Source organism: Micromonospora sp. NBC_01699 (genome assembly GCF_036250065.1).
Classification (GTDB): domain Bacteria; phylum Actinomycetota; class Actinomycetes; order Mycobacteriales; family Micromonosporaceae; genus Micromonospora_G.
The window spans coordinates 1,244,853-1,260,696 of the sequence record NZ_CP109199.1; the positions used below are offsets into that span (position 1 = coordinate 1,244,853).

15 protein-coding genes are annotated in these 15,844 nt (G+C 71.5%); 12 read left to right on the forward strand and 3 right to left on the reverse strand.

The genetic code is table 11. The features are described from left to right. Window positions 1-32 precede the first annotated feature (32 nt). The gene (locus OG792_RS05660; protein WP_329107995.1) at window positions 33-380 is read right to left on the reverse strand and encodes a hypothetical protein; all 348 of its coding nucleotides are present in this window, start codon (window positions 378-380) and stop codon (window positions 33-35) included. Between the two features lie 275 nt (window positions 381-655). Here OG792_RS05660 and OG792_RS05665 point away from each other — a divergent pair, with 275 nt between their 5' ends. From OG792_RS05665 to OG792_RS05700, 8 genes are read left to right on the forward strand one after another with little or no spacing between them, the layout of a single operon-like run. Beyond that, window positions 656-1,933 (forward strand): MFS transporter, encoded by a 1,278-nt coding sequence (locus OG792_RS05665; protein WP_329107996.1) that lies wholly within the window; start codon window positions 656-658, stop codon window positions 1,931-1,933. Beyond that, the gene (locus OG792_RS05670; protein WP_329107998.1) at window positions 1,906-3,081 is read left to right on the forward strand and encodes a radical SAM protein; all 1,176 of its coding nucleotides are present in this window, start codon (window positions 1,906-1,908) and stop codon (window positions 3,079-3,081) included. Before OG792_RS05665 ends, OG792_RS05670 begins: the two co-directional genes overlap by 28 nt. 3 nt (window positions 3,082-3,084) lie before the next feature. Beyond that, window positions 3,085-3,345, forward strand: coding sequence for an acyl carrier protein (locus OG792_RS05675; protein ID WP_329108000.1), 261 nt, complete (start codon window positions 3,085-3,087; stop codon window positions 3,343-3,345). Next, window positions 3,342-4,706, forward strand: coding sequence for a hypothetical protein (locus OG792_RS05680; RefSeq protein WP_329108002.1), 1,365 nt, complete (start codon window positions 3,342-3,344; stop codon window positions 4,704-4,706). Before OG792_RS05675 ends, OG792_RS05680 begins: the two co-directional genes overlap by 4 nt. Then, window positions 4,696-5,751, forward strand: coding sequence for a Gfo/Idh/MocA family protein (locus OG792_RS05685; protein ID WP_329108004.1), 1,056 nt, complete (start codon window positions 4,696-4,698; stop codon window positions 5,749-5,751). The genes OG792_RS05680 and OG792_RS05685 overlap by 11 nt, the downstream gene beginning before the upstream one ends. Then, a complete protein-coding gene (locus tag OG792_RS05690; protein WP_329108006.1) occupies window positions 5,748-6,761 on the forward strand; it encodes a phosphotransferase family protein in 1,014 nt (337 codons plus the stop codon). The genes OG792_RS05685 and OG792_RS05690 overlap by 4 nt, the downstream gene beginning before the upstream one ends. Continuing rightward, complete coding sequence (locus OG792_RS05695; protein WP_329108008.1) at window positions 6,758-7,810, forward strand: hypothetical protein; 1,053 nt, start codon at window positions 6,758-6,760, stop codon at window positions 7,808-7,810. Before OG792_RS05690 ends, OG792_RS05695 begins: the two co-directional genes overlap by 4 nt. A 49-nt stretch (window positions 7,811-7,859) precedes the next feature. Then, a complete protein-coding gene (locus OG792_RS05700; RefSeq protein ID WP_329108010.1) occupies window positions 7,860-9,110 on the forward strand; it encodes a condensation domain-containing protein in 1,251 nt (416 codons plus the stop codon). Between the two features lie 7 nt (window positions 9,111-9,117). On the opposite strand, the gene OG792_RS05705 is transcribed toward OG792_RS05700, so the two are convergent. After that, entirely contained in the window at window positions 9,118-9,783 is a 666-nt protein-coding gene (locus OG792_RS05705; RefSeq protein WP_329108012.1) for a class I SAM-dependent methyltransferase, read from the reverse strand. A gap of 348 nt (window positions 9,784-10,131) precedes the next feature. Between OG792_RS05705 and OG792_RS05710 the strand changes: the two genes are divergently transcribed. Both OG792_RS05710 and OG792_RS05715 read left to right on the forward strand, forming a co-directional pair. Further along, window positions 10,132-10,503 carry a CATRA system-associated protein gene (locus tag OG792_RS05710; RefSeq protein WP_329108014.1) on the forward strand — a complete coding sequence of 124 codons (372 nt, stop codon included), beginning with the start codon at window positions 10,132-10,134 and terminating at the stop codon, window positions 10,501-10,503. Beyond that, window positions 10,481-12,427, forward strand: a complete 1,947-nt coding sequence (locus tag OG792_RS05715) for a CATRA conflict system CASPASE/TPR repeat-associated protein (RefSeq protein WP_329108015.1) — start codon at window positions 10,481-10,483, stop codon at window positions 12,425-12,427. Before OG792_RS05710 ends, OG792_RS05715 begins: the two co-directional genes overlap by 23 nt. A gap of 3 nt (window positions 12,428-12,430) precedes the next feature. Here OG792_RS05715 and OG792_RS05720 read toward each other — a convergent pair whose 3' ends face one another. Beyond that, complete coding sequence (locus OG792_RS05720) at window positions 12,431-13,723, reverse strand: macro domain-containing protein (RefSeq protein ID WP_329108017.1); 1,293 nt, start codon at window positions 13,721-13,723, stop codon at window positions 12,431-12,433. 147 nt (window positions 13,724-13,870) lie between these two features. Between OG792_RS05720 and OG792_RS05725 the strand changes: the two genes are divergently transcribed. Beyond that, window positions 13,871-14,263, forward strand: coding sequence for a CATRA system-associated protein (locus OG792_RS05725; protein WP_329108019.1), 393 nt, complete (start codon window positions 13,871-13,873; stop codon window positions 14,261-14,263). Next, window positions 14,232-15,794: a CATRA conflict system CASPASE/TPR repeat-associated protein gene (locus tag OG792_RS05730; RefSeq protein ID WP_329108021.1), complete on the forward strand. Its 1,563-nt coding sequence runs from the start codon at window positions 14,232-14,234 to the stop codon at window positions 15,792-15,794. Before OG792_RS05725 ends, OG792_RS05730 begins: the two co-directional genes overlap by 32 nt. Window positions 15,795-15,844: the final 50 nt, after the last annotated feature.

Sequence of the window (15,844 nt, forward strand, 5' to 3'; positions counted from 1 at the left end):
TCCCTACCGATCGGCGATACCTGCGGGGCGGATCAGTCCGATCCGGGGCCGGGGAGACTGTCGATGACGCCGTCGACCGGACCCGAGTTGCCGCACCGTCGACAGTGGAACGCCTCCCACGACTCGTCCCAGCAGCCGAGTTTCCGACACCGGCCGCACCGTACGAAACTCGCCGCCCCGCAGTGCGGGCATCCGGTGTAGCCCTCGGCGACGCCGAACGAGGCATGGGTGGTCCCATCCTCTCCGGGGATGACGCTGCCGGGGCGCTGGCGCGATGCGCCGACAGCGACGTACCCCTGCTCCTGGCGGACGAAGCGGATGACCGACGGTTGGCTCGAACGGCTGCACAGCATGTTGACGAACAACAGCGCGTCGCTCACGACGCACATCATCCCACCGCATCGCCTGTCAGGGCTCGGCCTGGTGAGGCTCCGGGCCGGGACTCGGGTTCCGTCGCGGGGCGTGGAGGCCGTTTCCCAGGGTCGTCCACCCTGGCTATTTGATCGACGGATGTGATTTCCTGAGTGCCTTGCGGTTCGTGGTGTGGGGGTGACTCTTGGTTGTTGGTGCCGATATCCGGGCGGATCCGGACACTGCCGGCGGCGAGTCGTCACCGGCCGCCCCCACCGACGGGGGGCCGGCACGCCCGGTGGTGGTGAGTCGGGACTTCGGACTGTTCTGGGCGGCCCAGACGGCCAGCGCCGTCGGCGACCGGATCACCGGCTTCACCGTTCCGACCATGGCCATTCTGTTGCTCGACGCGTCCAACGCCGAGGTGGGGCTGGTGGCGGCGGCGGGCTGGCTGGCGTACCCGATTGTCGGCCTGTTCGCCGGTGCCCTGCTGGTCCGGGCCAACGTGCTACGGATCTCGGTGTACGCCGAACTTGTCCGCTGCGGGGTGTTCGCGCTGCTGGCGACGGCCGTGGTCGCCGGCTGGATCACCTCCGTCGGCCCCGTCGTCGCCCTGGTGGCCGCCGCCGGTGTCGCCACGGTGTTCAGCGACCTGTCCGGCCAGATCATGGTGCCGGCACTCGTGCCGCCGACCCGGTTGGTCGGCGCGAACTCCCGGCAGCAGGGCTCGGACAGCGCGTCGAAGCTCGTCGGTCCCGCCCTCGGCGGGGTGATCATCGGTGGGCTCGGCGCCGTCGCCGCGTTGCTCGTCGGGGCCGTCCCGTTCCTGCTCTCCGCGCTGTGCCGGGCACGGATCCGCCTCGCCCGACCGCCCCGGCCCGACCGGACGTCGGTGCTGGCGAGAGTGCGGGACGGACTGCGCTTCACCCGCCACCATCCCGTGCTTGCGCCACTGGTCGCGAGCGCCGCCTTCCGGGCGTTCGGGATCGGTGCCGTCGACGCGGTCCTGCTGCTGTTCGCCTACCGCGCACTCGGCATGTCCAGCGCGACAACCGGACTGCTGCTCGCGGTCGGTGCCGGGGCCGCGCTGGTCGGGGTGGTCTGCGCCGGGCCGTTGACCCGGCTGCTCGGCGCCCGGGGCGCGCTGGTGGCGACCTGCGCCGAGGGGCTGGCCTGGTGCGCGCTGCCGCTGTGCCTGCTGGTGTCGGCGCCGGTTGTCCTGCTGTTCGCGCTCAGGGCGTTCTCCGCGCTGTGGATGCCGACCTGGGGGGTGGTGGTCACCAGTGTGCGGCAGCGGGTGACCCCGGCCGACCGGCAGGCGACGGTACACGCCACCGCCCGCGTACTGACCTCCTCGGCGATTCCGCTCGGCGCGCTCACCGGCGCGATGGCCACGAGCCTGGCCGGTGGCGTACTCGGCTCGTCGGCGGGGCTCGCCGTGGTGATCGCCGCCGGGGGGCTGTGCATCGCCGGCTCGGTTCTGCTGCTCCCCGCGCGGCTGCCGGACCACAACGACCGCCGCCGTCCGTACCGCCTCGACAGTTGGGAGGGGTCATGTATCCCGAAACCACCAGGACACTGAACGCCAAGGAGTTCGCCGACATCAAGCACACGGTGTCGCTGCGGTCGGCGGCACGAAGGCACTCGCGGGAGGACCCCGGCTACGCGGCGTCGCTGCCGCAGGAGATCAGCCTCCAGCTCACCTACCGGTGCAACCTGCGCTGCGTGCACTGCTACCAGTGGAACGAACAGGGCTTCTTCCGCGACTTCAGCTCGGTCAAGCAACGTACGGAGCTGGAGATCGGGGTGGTGGAGGAGGTGCTGCGGGTCACCGCGCCCAGCCGGTCCAAGCTGTTCCTGTGGGGCGGCGAGCCGCTGATGTACACCAGGTTCGCCGAGGTGGCCGAGCTGTTGGAGCGCTACCCGCGCACGGTGAACATGTGCACCAACGGCCTGCTGTTCCCGCGTCGGCTCGACGACCTGCTGCGCATCGGTGCGAACCTGAACCTCCTGGTCAGCCTCGACGGGCTGGGCGAGGAGCACGACGCGATCCGTGGCCGGGGCACCTTCGCCCGGACCACCGAGAACATCCGGCGCATGCTCGAACTCAAGCGCGCCGGTGAGTTCGACGGAGAGGTCTCGCTGTCCTGCATGGTCTCCCACGTCACGGTGGGCACGATGTACGAGTTCATGGAGTGGGCCGAGGAACTGGGCGTCAACACCGTCTACTTCCAGTTTCCCTGGTACATCAGCCCCGAGGTCGCCCGAGCCATGGACGAGCTGTACGAGAAATCGTTCGCCTGGCTGGACAACGACACCGGCACCAGCAAGCCGACCTGGCACTCCTACACCTACCGGCTACCACCCGAGCTGCTACCGGACCTGCGCGAGTCGATGGCGCGGCTCGCCGCCCGCCGGTGGGGGGTGCGGGTGCGCTACCAACCACAGTTGGAACCTGACGAGTTGGAGGATTTCATCCTCGGCACCTCACGGCCCGCGCAGGGCCGCAGCAAGTGCCTCGCGGTGTCCAACCGGCTGGAGGTGCATGCCGACGGCAACGTCAGCTCGTGCAAGTTCTTCCCCGAGTTCGTGGTCGGCAACCTGCACGACACCGGCGTGGTCGAACTGTGGGGCGGGGAGGCGTTCCGCGAGGTACGCAAGATTCTTTCGGCCGGCGGCATGATGCCGGTCTGCTCGAAGTGCATCCTTCTATACCTGAACGGGGTGTGACCGGTGGACGAGGTGTACGCGAAGATCAAGAACGTGCTCGCGGGCGTACTCGCGAACGGCACCGAGGCGGCCGACATCCCCACCGACGCCGACCTGGTGGAGGAGTACGGGCTGGACTCGTTGCAGGCGATCTCCTTCCTGCTCGGGGTGGAGGACGCCTTCGACATCGAGCTGGACTACGAGTCGCTGAGCCTCGACCTGCTGCGCTCGGTGCGTACGTTCGGCGCCTGGATCGTCGCGCTGGACGGCGTGACGGTGCGGTGACGGCGGCGCTCCGGCTCGGGACCTTCGACGCCGAGCGTTCGTGGCGACCGGCGGACCTCGCCCGGCTGCCCGAGATGACCGAGCTGGCGTCGTCGGCGCGGACGCGGGTCGCGGCGATGGACGAGGTGCTCGCCGGCATGTGCGCACCCGGCGACACCCTGGTCACCCGGCGGCCGATGGACGCGGAACTGCTCTCGGTGCTCGCCGACGCCGGCCTGCGCTTCGCCAACCACGCGGTGGCGGCCCCTCGGCAGGCCGTCCCGGAACAGGCGGCCCCGGACCCGGTGGCGGACAGCGTGGTCGAGCTGTTCGCCACCGATCCCGCCGCACCGCGCCTGCTGCGGGTCCACCGCCTCACGCCGTACGCGGTCACCGGGCCGGTCGCCGCGCTCGCCGACGCGGTGCCGGGCGGGTCGCCGTACCGGTTGCCGGCGGTGGTGGACGTGGCCCGGGTCAACTCGAAGACCTGGTCCAACGAACTGGTGGGTGAACTCGGACTGCCCGGCGCGGGCGTGTCGGTGTTCTCCACCGGGGAGCTGGCCGTGGCGGTGGCGGACGCGGGGTTCCCGGCCGTGGTCAAGGACCCGTTCGGGGTCAGCGGCAGCGGGGCGTTGGCCGTGCCGTCGCCGGGTGTCCTGCGGGCGATCACGCGGACCCTCGACCGGCAGGTGGCCGACGGCAAACGGGTGGAGCTGCTCGTACAGCCGCACTACGTCAGGCGGCACGACGTGTCCGGACACGGCGAGCTGACGTACGACGGCGGTTGGCGCTGGCTCGGGCTCTGCTCCGTACGCAATAGGGGTTTTCGCTTCACCGGCGCCGGCCCGGCGGACGACGACGTGGCGCCGCTGGAGCCGGCGCTGCGTGCGGTGGCCGACGAGGTCGCGCGACGCGCGTACGCGGCGGGCTACTGGGGGCCGTTGTCGATCGACTCGATGGTGCTCGCCGACGGCACCCTCGTCCCGGTGCTGGAGGTCAACGCCAGGGTCTCGCTCGGCCGACTGACCCTCGACGTGGACCGTACCTGTGCCGGTGAGCCCGACGAGCCGGCGCGCTGCCACCTCTGGCAGATCGAGTTGACCGCACCGCCGGAGATCACCACCGGCCGGCTGCTGCACGCGCTGCGCCGGGACGGGCTGCTGTACCGGCTCGGGGCGGGAAACCGGGCCGGCTGCGTCCCACTCGGCGGCGTGCCCGCCGCTGCCGGCCAGGGCGGTCCCGAACGGCAGGCGGCGCCGGTGATCCGGTGGCACTGCGTCCTGCGCTGTCTGCCCGGCGAGGTGTCGACGTTGCGGGAACGCGTGCTCGCGTCGCTGGCGTCGGTCGGGCTGCGTCAGCCGGGGCTGGCGCATGCGGCTTGAGCTGGGACTCATCGGAGCCACCGGGATCGCCGCGCGGGCGGTGATCGCGCCGAGCGGGTCGATCCCCGAGGTGGCGGCGGTCGCGGTCGCGGCGAGCGACCCGGACCGGGCCCGGACGTTCGCGCGGCGACACGATCTGGTACGGGTGCACCGCGACTACGCCGCGTTGATCGCTGATCCCGCGCTGAACGCGGTGTACGTCTCGCTGCACACCTCCGCGCACGCCCGGTGGGCGGAGGCGGCCGCGCGTGCGGGCAAGCACGTGCTGGTGGAAAAACCGATGTGCCTGACCGTGGCCGAGGCAACCGCGCTGGTGACCGCGGCCGGCACCGCCGGTGTGCACGTCAGCGAGGCGGTGCCGACCGCCGGACATCCGTGGCAGGACTCGGTACGGGCGATGATCGCCGACGGCCGCTTCGGTCCGCTGCGGGTGATGGCGACCACCATCGAGTTCACCGCACCGGCCGCCGGCGGGTACCGGCTGCGTCCCGAACTCGGCGGCGGCATCTTTCTGGACGCGGCGAGCTACTGGCTACAGGCGGTGCAGGCGACCATCGGCCTGTCCGGGGCGCGGGGCCGGGGCCGGCGAATCCGGGTCGCGCCGAGCGGGGTCGACATCGAGTTCGCCGCCCACCTCGAACGTGGCGGCGTACGGGCCGAGCTGGCGTGCCGGTTCGGCCAACGGACGGTGGCCGAGCACGAGTTCCGGTTCGCCGACGCGCGGGTCCGGGTGCGGGCCTTCCTCCGGCCGACCGTCGGCGCCATGCCGCTGAACATCGCGGTACGGCACGCCGACGGTGGCACCGCCATCGAGTCGTTCCCGCCGATCGCCTACTACGACCGGCAACTGCGGCGGTTCGCCGAACTCGTCGGTGACAACGGGCCGGCGCGTACCGCCGAGCTGGCCGCCACGGCGGAGCGGATCGCCGCGATGGCCGCGATCCGAGACGACGCCGAGCGGCATGACGGCGCGCGGTATGAGGCGGGGCGGCATGACGGCGTGCGGCATGACGGCGTGCGGGACGAGGCGGGGAGGGTGGGGTGACCGGCGAGATGACGATCGACGTGACCGGGCGGCGGGTCCGGCCGGACCGGGCGCGGCTGACCGAGATGTTGGCTCGGGCCGGGGTGGCCGACCCGTCGGGCGCGCTGGTCGAGCCCCTGGCCGGGGGGACGTTCAACAGCGCGTACCGGGTGGTCGCGGGGGAGCGGCGGCTGGTGCTCAAGATCGCTCCACCGCCGGCGGCGGCGGGGCTGACGTACGAGCGGGGGTTGCCGGCCACCGAGGCCGCCTTCTACCGCGCGGCGGCGGGCGCACTCGCCGTGCCGGAGGTCGTGCACCTCGACACCGAGCGCGACCTGCTGCCCACCGACTGGCTGCTGATGACCGAGCTGCCCGGCGTCAACTGGTTCGCCGGCCGGCACCGGCTCGACGACCGGCAGGGCGCGTCGCTGCGCCGGCAACTCGGTACGGCGGTCGCGGGGCTGCACCGGGTCACCGGAACCGGCTTCGGGTACCCCCAGCTCGGGCTGGCCGCCGACTGGCCGACCGCGTTCACCGGCATGATCGACGCGGTTCTCGCCGACGCCGTCCGGTACGGCGTCGAGCTGCCGGTGCCCGCCGAGGCGCTGCGGGCACGGCTGGTGCACGGGCGCCCCGCGCTCGCCGAGGTCACCGTGCCCACCCTGGTCCACTTCGACCTGTGGCCGGGCAACGTGCTGGTCGACCCGGACCCGGTAACCGTCACCGGGGTGGTTGACGGGGAACGCGCGTTCTGGGGCGACCCGCTGGCCGAGCTGCCGTCGCTCGGCCTGTTCGGGCTGGCCGAGGAGGACCCGGACCTGGTCGTCGGCTACCGGGCGGCGGGCGGGATCCTGGAACTCACGGCGGCGGCCCGGCGACGACTGGAGCTGTACCGCGTCTACCTGTACCTGATCATGACCGTCGAGACGGTTCCGCGCGGCGCTACCGGCCCGTCGGATCGTGCGCTGGCCAGGCTGGTGGCCACGCACCTGCGGGCGGCGGTAGACCGGCTGGCGGGGGCCGGGTCGTGATCGAGGTGCTCACCTCCGGGGTCGCCCTCGGCGTGCACGTACCCGGCCTGCTGCTGGCCGACCGGCTTCGGGAGCGGGGCATGCCGGCGCGGGTGACGGTGCTGGAACGGTTGCTGCCACCGGCCAAGCTGGCCACCACCAGGGCGATGAAGGTCGCCTTCCACCGGGATTTCCGGGTCGCGTTGACCGGGCAGCGGATCGCGACCAACCCGTTCGACGCGGTGCCGGACGATCGGCTCGACGAGCTCTTCGCCGACTGGTCGACCCGGCGACCACGCCGGTTCGTGGTGTTCTCCGGGTACTGGCTGCCCATCGTCGCCCGATACGCCGACGGTTGCGGCGATGTCGACGTGATCGTGTGCCACGTCGACTCGGTCGCCTCGCCGTCGTTTCGGGACACCACGACGTACGCGGGCACTCGGGTCTGGCTCGCGGACGCCGACCGTGGCACGATCCCGACCACGATCCCGGTGTCGCACGCGCCGCCCGTACCGTGGCCGGAGCGGGACCGGACCCTGCTGCTGCACGGTGGTGGTTGGGGGATGGGCACCTACCGCGAGCATCTTGCCGAGCTGGTCGGCGCCGGCTACTCGCTGGACGTCGTCGCGCACGAGCCGGCCGACGCGACGGTCGACGACCCGGCGGTGCGTTACCACCTCGTCGATCCCGACTGGCATCCGTGGGCCGACGACGGCTACCCGCCACTCGGTCGGTTGCGCCCCGACAACCCGCCCGTCTTCGTCCGTGGGACCGGTCACCATCCGTCGTTCGATCTGACGCGTACGTCGATGGCGGTGGTCAGCAAGCCGGGCGGTGGCACGCTGCTCGACTCGCTGTGGTCGGCGACCCCGCTGGTGCTGCTCAAGCCGTTCGGCGACCACGAACGACGCAACAGCGAGCTGTGGCAGCGGCTCGGATTCGGCATCACCTTCGAAGACTGGCGCGACCGGGGGTTCCCCGCCGACGCGCTGGCGCGGGCGCACACGGCCCTGTCCGGCGCGGCACGACGGGCACCGGACCTCACCGAACTGCTGCTGGCGAGCCGCTGATGGTCACCGCCGTCGCCGAGCCGACCCACCGAGCAGGGGAGGACGATCGATGAACACCACCTGGCCACTGTCCGTCTGGCAGCGCTTCATGGTGAACGGGGAACGCAGGCGACCCGGCAGGGCGACGGACCCGTGGTTCACCGTCAACGCCGTACTGCTGGTGGAGGGCGCGCTGGACCTGCGGATCCTCGCCGCCGCCGCCGACGACCTGGTCGCCCGGCACGACCTGCTGCGTGCCCGGGTCGACCTCGACACGGGCACGCAGGTGGTCGAGGACTCGCTGCCCGCGTCGGTCGAACTGCTTGACGGATGGTCGGGTGCCGCCGAAGAGTTGCTGCACCATCCGGTGCCCGTCGCGACCGGGAGTTCGCCGCTCGTGCTGCGCGTGGTGCGGCGGTCATCCCACGAGCACCTGCTCGCGGCGCACCTGCACCACCTGTTCGGCGACCCGGTGACGCTGTGGCGCATCCTGCGGGACCTCGGCGACCTGTACGCCGCCCGCTGCGGGGCGCCGTCGCCACCGCCGCCGACCGGACAGTACGGCGAGTACGCGGCGCACGAGGCGGCGGTGGCCGGCGCGTACGAGGCCGAGGCGGGGCGGTGGTGGCGGGACGCGTTGGCCGATGTCGCCCTCGCCACTGCGTCGGCCACGGCCAGGGACGCGCCGTTCGCGGTGCGTCGGCCGGTGCTGTCCGGCGACGACCTCGCCCGGTTGGAGGCGTGGGCCCGCGCTCGGCGGAGCACGCTGTTCGCGGGCCTGCTCGCGGTGTTGACCGAGCGGATGGCGGCGCACGTCGTCGCGGGCACGGGTGACCATCTGCTGTTCAACACGCTGTTCGAGCGTCGGGACGGGCCCCGGTGGCGAACCATGGCCGGCCCGTGCCTGGCCCCCTCGTACGTGGCGGTGCCGTTGACCGCGACCGCCGACCCGCACGCGGTGGCGCTGGCGTTGAGCGCGGCGGTGCGGTATTCCCGATACCCGACGTGGACCCTGGATCGGGTGACCCGCGGGTCCGTCAACTTCGCGACGTTCGTGCCGTTCGTCGAGCTGATTCCGCAGCTGCGCCCGGACACGATCCCGTTCGGGCCGGCGTCGGCCGTGGTGGCGGCCGCCGCCGGAGAGCGGGACTCCGGCGAGACCTCCTTCCTCGGGCTCAGGTTCCGCAGGGACACCGACGGATCGTTGGTCGCGCACGTACGGGGCGACGGCGTGGGGTGGACCGGGCAGGCCGTGCGTACGGTGCTGGACGGCATGCCGGCGGGGGTGCGTGCCGTGGCGGGGGTGCGCTCGGCGGGCTGAGTCCCGGCTACCCGTGGTGGTCCCGGCCCGGTTTGCGGGCGACCAGCCAGGTGGTGATCGGCCACTTCGGATTGTCGCGGACGGCGAGCCGGTGCAGCGGGTGCCAGCGGGCCGACGGAACCGGCCGGAAGCGCAGCCCGAGCCTGGTCAGCGGGAGCAACGCCAGGTTGCCCCAACCGCCGACCTCGACCGGGTCGGCGACGCCACGGCAGAGCAGACGAAGGGCCTGCGGGGTGAACCTCCAGAAGTCCTGGGGCGCGCAGTGGATCTCGTTGAAGAAGCAGGTGGTGTGGATGACGTAGCCGCCGGGCCGGGTGACCCGTACGCTCTCCCGGAACGCGACGAACGGATCACCCTCGACGTGTTCGAGCACCTGGTCGCTGAGCACCACGTCGAAATGGTCGTCCGGAAATGACAGCGCCAGCATGTCGAACTCGGGATAGTTCGCCTCGACGATGCTGGCGTCCGCCAGGCCGATATGACCCGCGAATGGCACCGAGCCGCTGATGGCCAGCACGTTCAGGCCGGCGCCGCCACGGCGGTCGATGGTGTCCGTGACGACCGATTTCAGCCGGTCGTACATGACATAGCGGGTGAAGTGCGGCCGTGGGGCCGGCGCGGGTTGGTCCGTGGGTCGGCGGCGCAGTGTCCGAGCTATCCAGGTATCGACCATGGTCGGTCTCCTCGTTTCTTTCGGGAGTGATCCGCATTTGGCCACGCATCGTCGCCCGGATGGTCAATGTGTGGCAAGGGCCGGGCGCCGCCGCGTTCCCATGCCGGTGGCCGAGGTCATCCGTGGGTTCGCGGTGTTTGTTGCGGGTTGGGTCGCCGGTCCTGCCGCCGCGTCCGGCCACTGATGCCATCGGGACGCCCCCGGCGGGCACAAAGCGTCAATCGCGTACATCGTTTTTGGCGTGGGTACATAAAAGACGATGTACGAGTCAAAAACGTTGGTTCCCCCGGAGGTGCCATGTCGTCGGCGGGGCAGTACGACGTGACGATGTACTACTAGGATCCGGTCATGAGACTCTTCCGCCGAAGGGACGATGCCCCTTCCGGTTTCGGAGACACGGCTCTGGTCACGGAGATGGTCAGGACCCTCGGCGATACCCGGAAGTGGACCCTCACGGCCGACCAGTGGCAGGAAGTCGATCAATTGCTCGTCGTGATCGAGAACGCCGTCGCCGCCCGTGACACGGAAACACTTCGCCGGGCCGGAGCCGATCTGGAACTGGCCGAGTCGGTGCGGATAACCAGGATCGGGTCGGTGCCACGGGTGCCGCCGCCCGAACGGGTCCGCGAACGGGTCAATCGTCTGATCCACAGCCTGACCGGAACCGATGCCGGTGCGCCGACCGAAAAAGATGACGATGGACACGCCGGACATCGTTGACCAGCAACTGGTGATCCATGTCTTCTGGCCCGTCGGCGGGGCGCGGGCGGACCGGGCGTACCGCGATCTGGATGAGTTGTGGGCCGGCTGCCGGCACGTTTTCGGCATGACCGATCCCATTCCGGGCACCGGTCTGCCCGCTCATCTTCCCGATACGATCGCCGACCTGCTGACGTCGCCGAGCACGCCGGTCGACGGCGCGGCGATCGCCGGCCAGGAGCGACCCGGTACGGGATACCAGGCGGTGCTGCGTCGACACCACGACGTGTTGAACCTCTCCGTCGCGCTCGCACCACGGGTTGATTCCGGCGCCCCGGTTGTCACCGTCGATGCCGCGATGGCAGTCGAACCGTCACGCTGGTGGAGTGAGCTGGAGCGGCGGTGGCGCAGGACTGCCGACCGGCTGACCGGCGACGCGCTCGGCGAGGTCAGACTCCACGTCGGCCTACTGGCCCCCTCGGGCACGACGGGACAGCAACTCACCGCAGCGGAGCCGACCGGCCATCACGGGCCGACCGGCCATCACGGGCCGACCGGCCATCACGGGCCGACCGGCCAGCCGGAGGCGCCGGGCGCCGGTGCCGAGCTGGGCCGCCGGCTGGGCGTGCTGCTGGCACCGGGCCCGGACGGCGACGGGTGGTGGACCGGGGGCAGCGACACCGACGACGGGTTCGCGGTCTGGGAGACGTCCCCGCGCGAGGATGCCCGGACCCTGCGCCGGATGGTGGTGGTGGCCGACGAGCACCGCGACGCCGAGCTGAGCGCGTGGCTGTGGTCGCGGGGCGACCTGGTGATCCCCCCGCTCGCCCGGTATCTGCTGCACGCGGCCAAGGTGCGGTACCAGATCCGGGTGTGGCAGCGCGACCGCCCGCAGGACGACCACCACACCGGTACGGAGCAGATGGTCGAGCGCCTGCGCCCCCTGCTGACACCCGGTTCCCATGTGGAGCCGGCAGGCGTACGGGTCGGCACCTCGACCGATCTCGTGGCCGCCGCCTCGGGGCTCGGCGCGCTCCGCAGCGGGGAGATCGAGGCGGTGCGGACCGGCACCGCCCTGCTGGAGATGCGCCGGACGGTAGAGATCGCGGCGGCGAACATGGACGCGGTGCCCGGTATCCACGGCTGCCGCCGGGACGGGCGGGGTCCGTTCGACGACGACCGGTCGCTCGCGGCGTGGTTCATGAGCCAGTTGACCGACGACGCGGACTACCTGGAGCAGACGGTCCGCCGGGCCCGGCAGATCGGCACAATCAGCGCCGAGGTGATCAGCGAGGCGAGGGTCAGCGAGGCGAGGAGCGGCGAGGCGAGGAGCGGCGCGCTGGTGCCGATGCAGCAGGCGGCGCCCGTGGGCAGAGCGGTGGAGGGGCGGCACGACATCGACCGGACCCGTGGCGTGTTCGTCGTACACGGCCGTGACGGCAACGTACGCGACCGCATGTTCGACTTTCTCCGTACGCTGGAACTGCGTCCCCTGGAGTGGGAGACGCTGGTGGCGGCGTCGGACAGCACCGCCCCCTACCTCGGTGACGTGGTCGCTCGGGCGGTTTCCCTGGCCCAGGCGGCGGTGGTCCTACTCACCCCGGACGACCAGGTGAGCCTGCACCCGAGCCTGCGCAGTGCGAGCGACTCCGAGCAGGAGTCCGGGCCGGGCATGCAGGCCCGACCGAACGTGCTGCTGGAGATGGGCATGGCGTTGGCCACCTATCCCCGGCGTACGGTGTTGATCCAGGTCGGCGAGCTGCGCCCGATCGCGGACCTGAACGGTCTCAACTTCATCCGGCTCAACGACAGCCCCGACTGCCGACGGAAGATCGCGGGACGGTTGCGGCAGGCCGGATGTCCGGTCAACGACGAGGGCTCGGACTGGTTGGCCCCGGGTCGGTTCGCCGATCTGGACGCCTACCGGCGGCGGCCGCAGCCGTAGCGGTCAACGACTGTTCAGGTGCGCGGCGACGTCCAGTACGTCGATCTTCCCGATCTCGCCCGGCGGGATCACGATCCGCAGTTCGGGACAGAACATCCGGCTGCGGGAGTGGGTGAGGAACGAGTCCACGATCTCCTTGAGTAGGTCCTCGCGCCCGACCGGGCCGATCCTCGCCAGTCCGGAGCCGACCAGGGGCATCGCCACCGCGCCGAGCTGCCCGTGCCGATGGACCGCCTCCCAGAGGCGGTCCAGGCTCTCCCGCAGATCGGCGAGGCTGGACCGGGCGACCAGGTCGTTGCCCATGTGGCTGTAGGCGAGCCCGAAGATCCGCTTGCCGGACTGGTTGAGCACCGCCACGGTGCCGATCGGGTAGCGGGTGAGCTTGCCGCGTCGTTTCGTGGCTCGGCTCTCGCTGCCCGACTTGGGCACCTGGGCGAGTGCCGAACGCAGGTCGCGGTCGAGCCAGAGCCGGTCGCCGCCGTACCGGCGGCGCAGCAGCTGGCCCTGGATGCTGGCGCTGTTGATCACCACATCCCGGTTGGTCGCCGTGTCGAAGGTGTCGCTGAAGCCCACCACGAGGTGGGCGTCCTCCTGCGCGAACAGGTCACCGTCGAGCACCACGATCCGGGTACGCAGCGACGGGAACGCGCGCTGGGTCAGGCTGCGCGGCCGATTCTGCTTCTGCCGGCGCAGCTCCGCGACCAGTTCGGCGATCTCCTCGTCGGCCGGGTCCTCGGCCAGCAGCGCGCGACCGGTCTCCAGCGCCCGGTCGAACTGACCGACGTCGCGGTACGCCCGCAGCAGGGCCCGTTCGGCGGAGGCGCGGAGCAGCCTCAGTCGGCGGATCGGGCCCTCGGCGAACGCGTACTGCTCGGCGTCGAGCAGGGGACGTCCGCGCCACAGCTCACGCGCGGTGTGCAGCAGCCCCAGTGCGGTGGCGGGGTCGGAGCCGTGTGCCTGCTCGACGATCCGCCGGTAACGGAGCACGTCGACCTGTTCCGGGTCCAGCACGAGCTGGTACGCCGAGGTGTGTCCACGGTCGGTGCGCAGTATCTCCGAGCTCTCGCCGGGATGTTCCGGGTCGAGCAGCTTCCGTAGCTCCACTATGCGTTTCTGTACGCTGATCCGCTCCCTGCGCCGGTCCGGCCGCACCGACGGCGGCCAGATGTCGCGGAACAGCTCGTCCACCGTGACCATCTGTCCCTCGGCGAGTACGAGCCGGATCAGCACCGAGGTCGTGATCGGCGCGAGTCTCGTGGTGTGCCCGTCGATTTCGACGACGGTGCGGCCGAACATCGTTATCCGGCAACGCATCGGCACCCCTCCCACGTCCGGCCCGAATACCGCGATTCGAGCGTACGGAGGCCCGGTTTCGTAAGCAAACCGGAAGCAGACCGGAAGCGGACGGGATGCGGGTCGGGGCTTTTTCCGGAAGCTCGTCCGATGGTCTGCTGGACCCTGTCCGGCGGGTGCGGCCATTGGCGAGTGAAAGGGGCGATGTCACGGATGAAAGCCACCAATCACGACCAGTTGCTCCGCAATCTACGGGAAATTCTGGTCGATCTTGTCCGGTGCGAACTACCACCGTCGGCGTGGGATCGGGTCGAACGTTCCATCACGGTGATCAACACAGCTTTGTCGACCTCCGAGTGGTCGGCGATATCCACCGAGACGGCCGTACTCGAATCCGTCGTTCCCAGTCGGGCGAGGCCACTGGACAGCCCTCCCGAGCCGGTGTCGGCCAGCCTCCGGGAGCGGATCTCCACGCTGATCCACCGGGTCGACCAAAAGTGGGGTGAGGACGATGGCGGAAAGAAGCGCCCCGGAAAGCGCTGACCTGACCGGCCTCGAATTCGCCGGGCACCTGTTCGTCGCGCTGACCGGGCCGGAGCGGAGCCCGGGGTACGACCACCTCACCGAGGTCTGGCGCCGGTGCGCGGAGATCCTGGGGATCGGTACGCCGATCGAGGCGCTCGGGCTGCCCGCCGTCCTGCCGACCACGCCCGACCTGCTGCCGCCCGGCAGCGGTCCGGTGGCCGCGGCGCAGCGGCCCGGCGCCGAGGTCCGCCAGGCGTTCGTCTACCGGGAACACGACCTGCTCTGCCTGTCGGCGATGCTCGTGGCCCGGGGCCCGGACGAGGGCTGGAGCGAGTTGGAGCGGGACTGGGCGCGGGTTGTCGGGGCACCGGACGACCTACCGCTGGGTGAGGCGAGGTTGCTGCTCGGGCAGCGACGCGGTCGGGCACGCTGGCTGCGCGGCCCCACCCGGGTTCCGCTCGGCCGGCGGGTTCCGGCGCGCCGGCGACCGGGTCGGCGGGCTGCCACGGCCGTGGTCACCGGCGATGGACTGGCGGTCCGTGAGCTGTCACCGGCCGGGGACGACCGGAGCCGGCGCCGGCTGGTCGTGACCGCGCCGCCCGGTGACGGCGACCGGCTCGGCTCCTGGGCCTGGGCGGCCGGGCGCCCCGAACCCGCGCCGTTCGCCCGCTACCTGATGCACGCCGCGATCCTGCGGTACGAGCTGCGGGTGTGGCTCGCCGGACAGCACTTCCGGCAGCTGCGGCACCGGGCCGACGCGACCCTCGGCGAACTGCTGCCGGCGCTCGCCGCCGAGCCCGACGGGTCGCCCGGCCGGTGGAACGGGTACGCCCGCCGGCTGGACCTGCTGGTCGCGGACGAGGCGGGCCTGGTCGGTGCCGCCGCCCAGTTGCGCGGCATGCGCCGTACGGTGCAGATCGCCTCGGCGAACATGGCCCAGGCCGTCCGGACCGAGGAGCCCGGTTCGGCGTACGGCGGCTTCGATCCGTTCGCCGACGATCGTGACCTGGCGGTGTGGTTCGAGCAACAGCTCGACGACGACGTCGAGTACCTGGAGGCGGCGCTGCACCGGGCCGGCACGGTCGGCGCGCTGCTCGACCAGAGCGTGCAGCGCTGGGAGGCGCGGCGGCGGGAACGCCTGGTGCTGGTGCAGACCGCCGTCCTCGGGGCGGTGGTGATGGTGCTGACGGCGACCCAGGCGTTCCAGTACCGGGTGCCGCTGCCCGGTCCCGTACAGCCCGCCGTGATCGCCACCCTCGGGGCCGTCACCTTCTCCCTCCCGCTGGTCGTGGTCCGGCTGACGTTCGCCCGTCGCGGCGGCACGACCGTGTCGCTCGAACGGCTGGGCCTGGCCTCGCTCGTGGCGGCGGTGGTGTGGACCGCCCTGTCCTGGGCCAGCCACCGGGTCTGGCCCGGCGTCGCCGACTGGTGGTGGACCGGTGCCGCGGTCGTGGTCGCCTTCGCCCTGACCTGGGTCGGCATGTCGCTGGCCCGACGGTGGTCCGTCAGGGAGATACAGCAGGCGCGCCGGACGCCCATGAAGGAGTGATCCGTGTACCACGCACAGGCACATCCGAGCTGGATATGGACATCCTGAAT

What these genes read in the sequence shown, in the direction of transcription:
- OG792_RS05670 (WP_329107998.1), top strand. Translation starts at nt 1,906, where the DNA reads ATGTATCCCGAAACCACCAGGACACTGAACGCCAAGGAGTTCGCCGAC.
- OG792_RS05685 (WP_329108004.1), top strand. Translation starts at nt 4,696, where the DNA reads ATGCGGCTTGAGCTGGGACTCATCGGAGCCACCGGGATCGCCGCGCGG.
- OG792_RS05700 (WP_329108010.1), top strand. Translation starts at nt 7,860, where the DNA reads ATGAACACCACCTGGCCACTGTCCGTCTGGCAGCGCTTCATGGTGAAC.
- OG792_RS05705 (WP_329108012.1), bottom strand. Translation starts at nt 9,783, where the DNA reads ATGGTCGATACCTGGATAGCTCGGACACTGCGCCGCCGACCCACGGAC.
- OG792_RS05710 (WP_329108014.1), top strand. Translation starts at nt 10,132, where the DNA reads ATGAGACTCTTCCGCCGAAGGGACGATGCCCCTTCCGGTTTCGGAGAC.
- OG792_RS05715 (WP_329108015.1), top strand. Translation starts at nt 10,481, where the DNA reads ATGGACACGCCGGACATCGTTGACCAGCAACTGGTGATCCATGTCTTC.
- OG792_RS05720 (WP_329108017.1), bottom strand. Translation starts at nt 13,723, where the DNA reads ATGTTCGGCCGCACCGTCGTCGAAATCGACGGGCACACCACGAGACTC.
- OG792_RS05725 (WP_329108019.1), top strand. Translation starts at nt 13,871, where the DNA reads ATGGTCTGCTGGACCCTGTCCGGCGGGTGCGGCCATTGGCGAGTGAAA.
- OG792_RS05730 (WP_329108021.1), top strand. Translation starts at nt 14,232, where the DNA reads ATGGCGGAAAGAAGCGCCCCGGAAAGCGCTGACCTGACCGGCCTCGAA.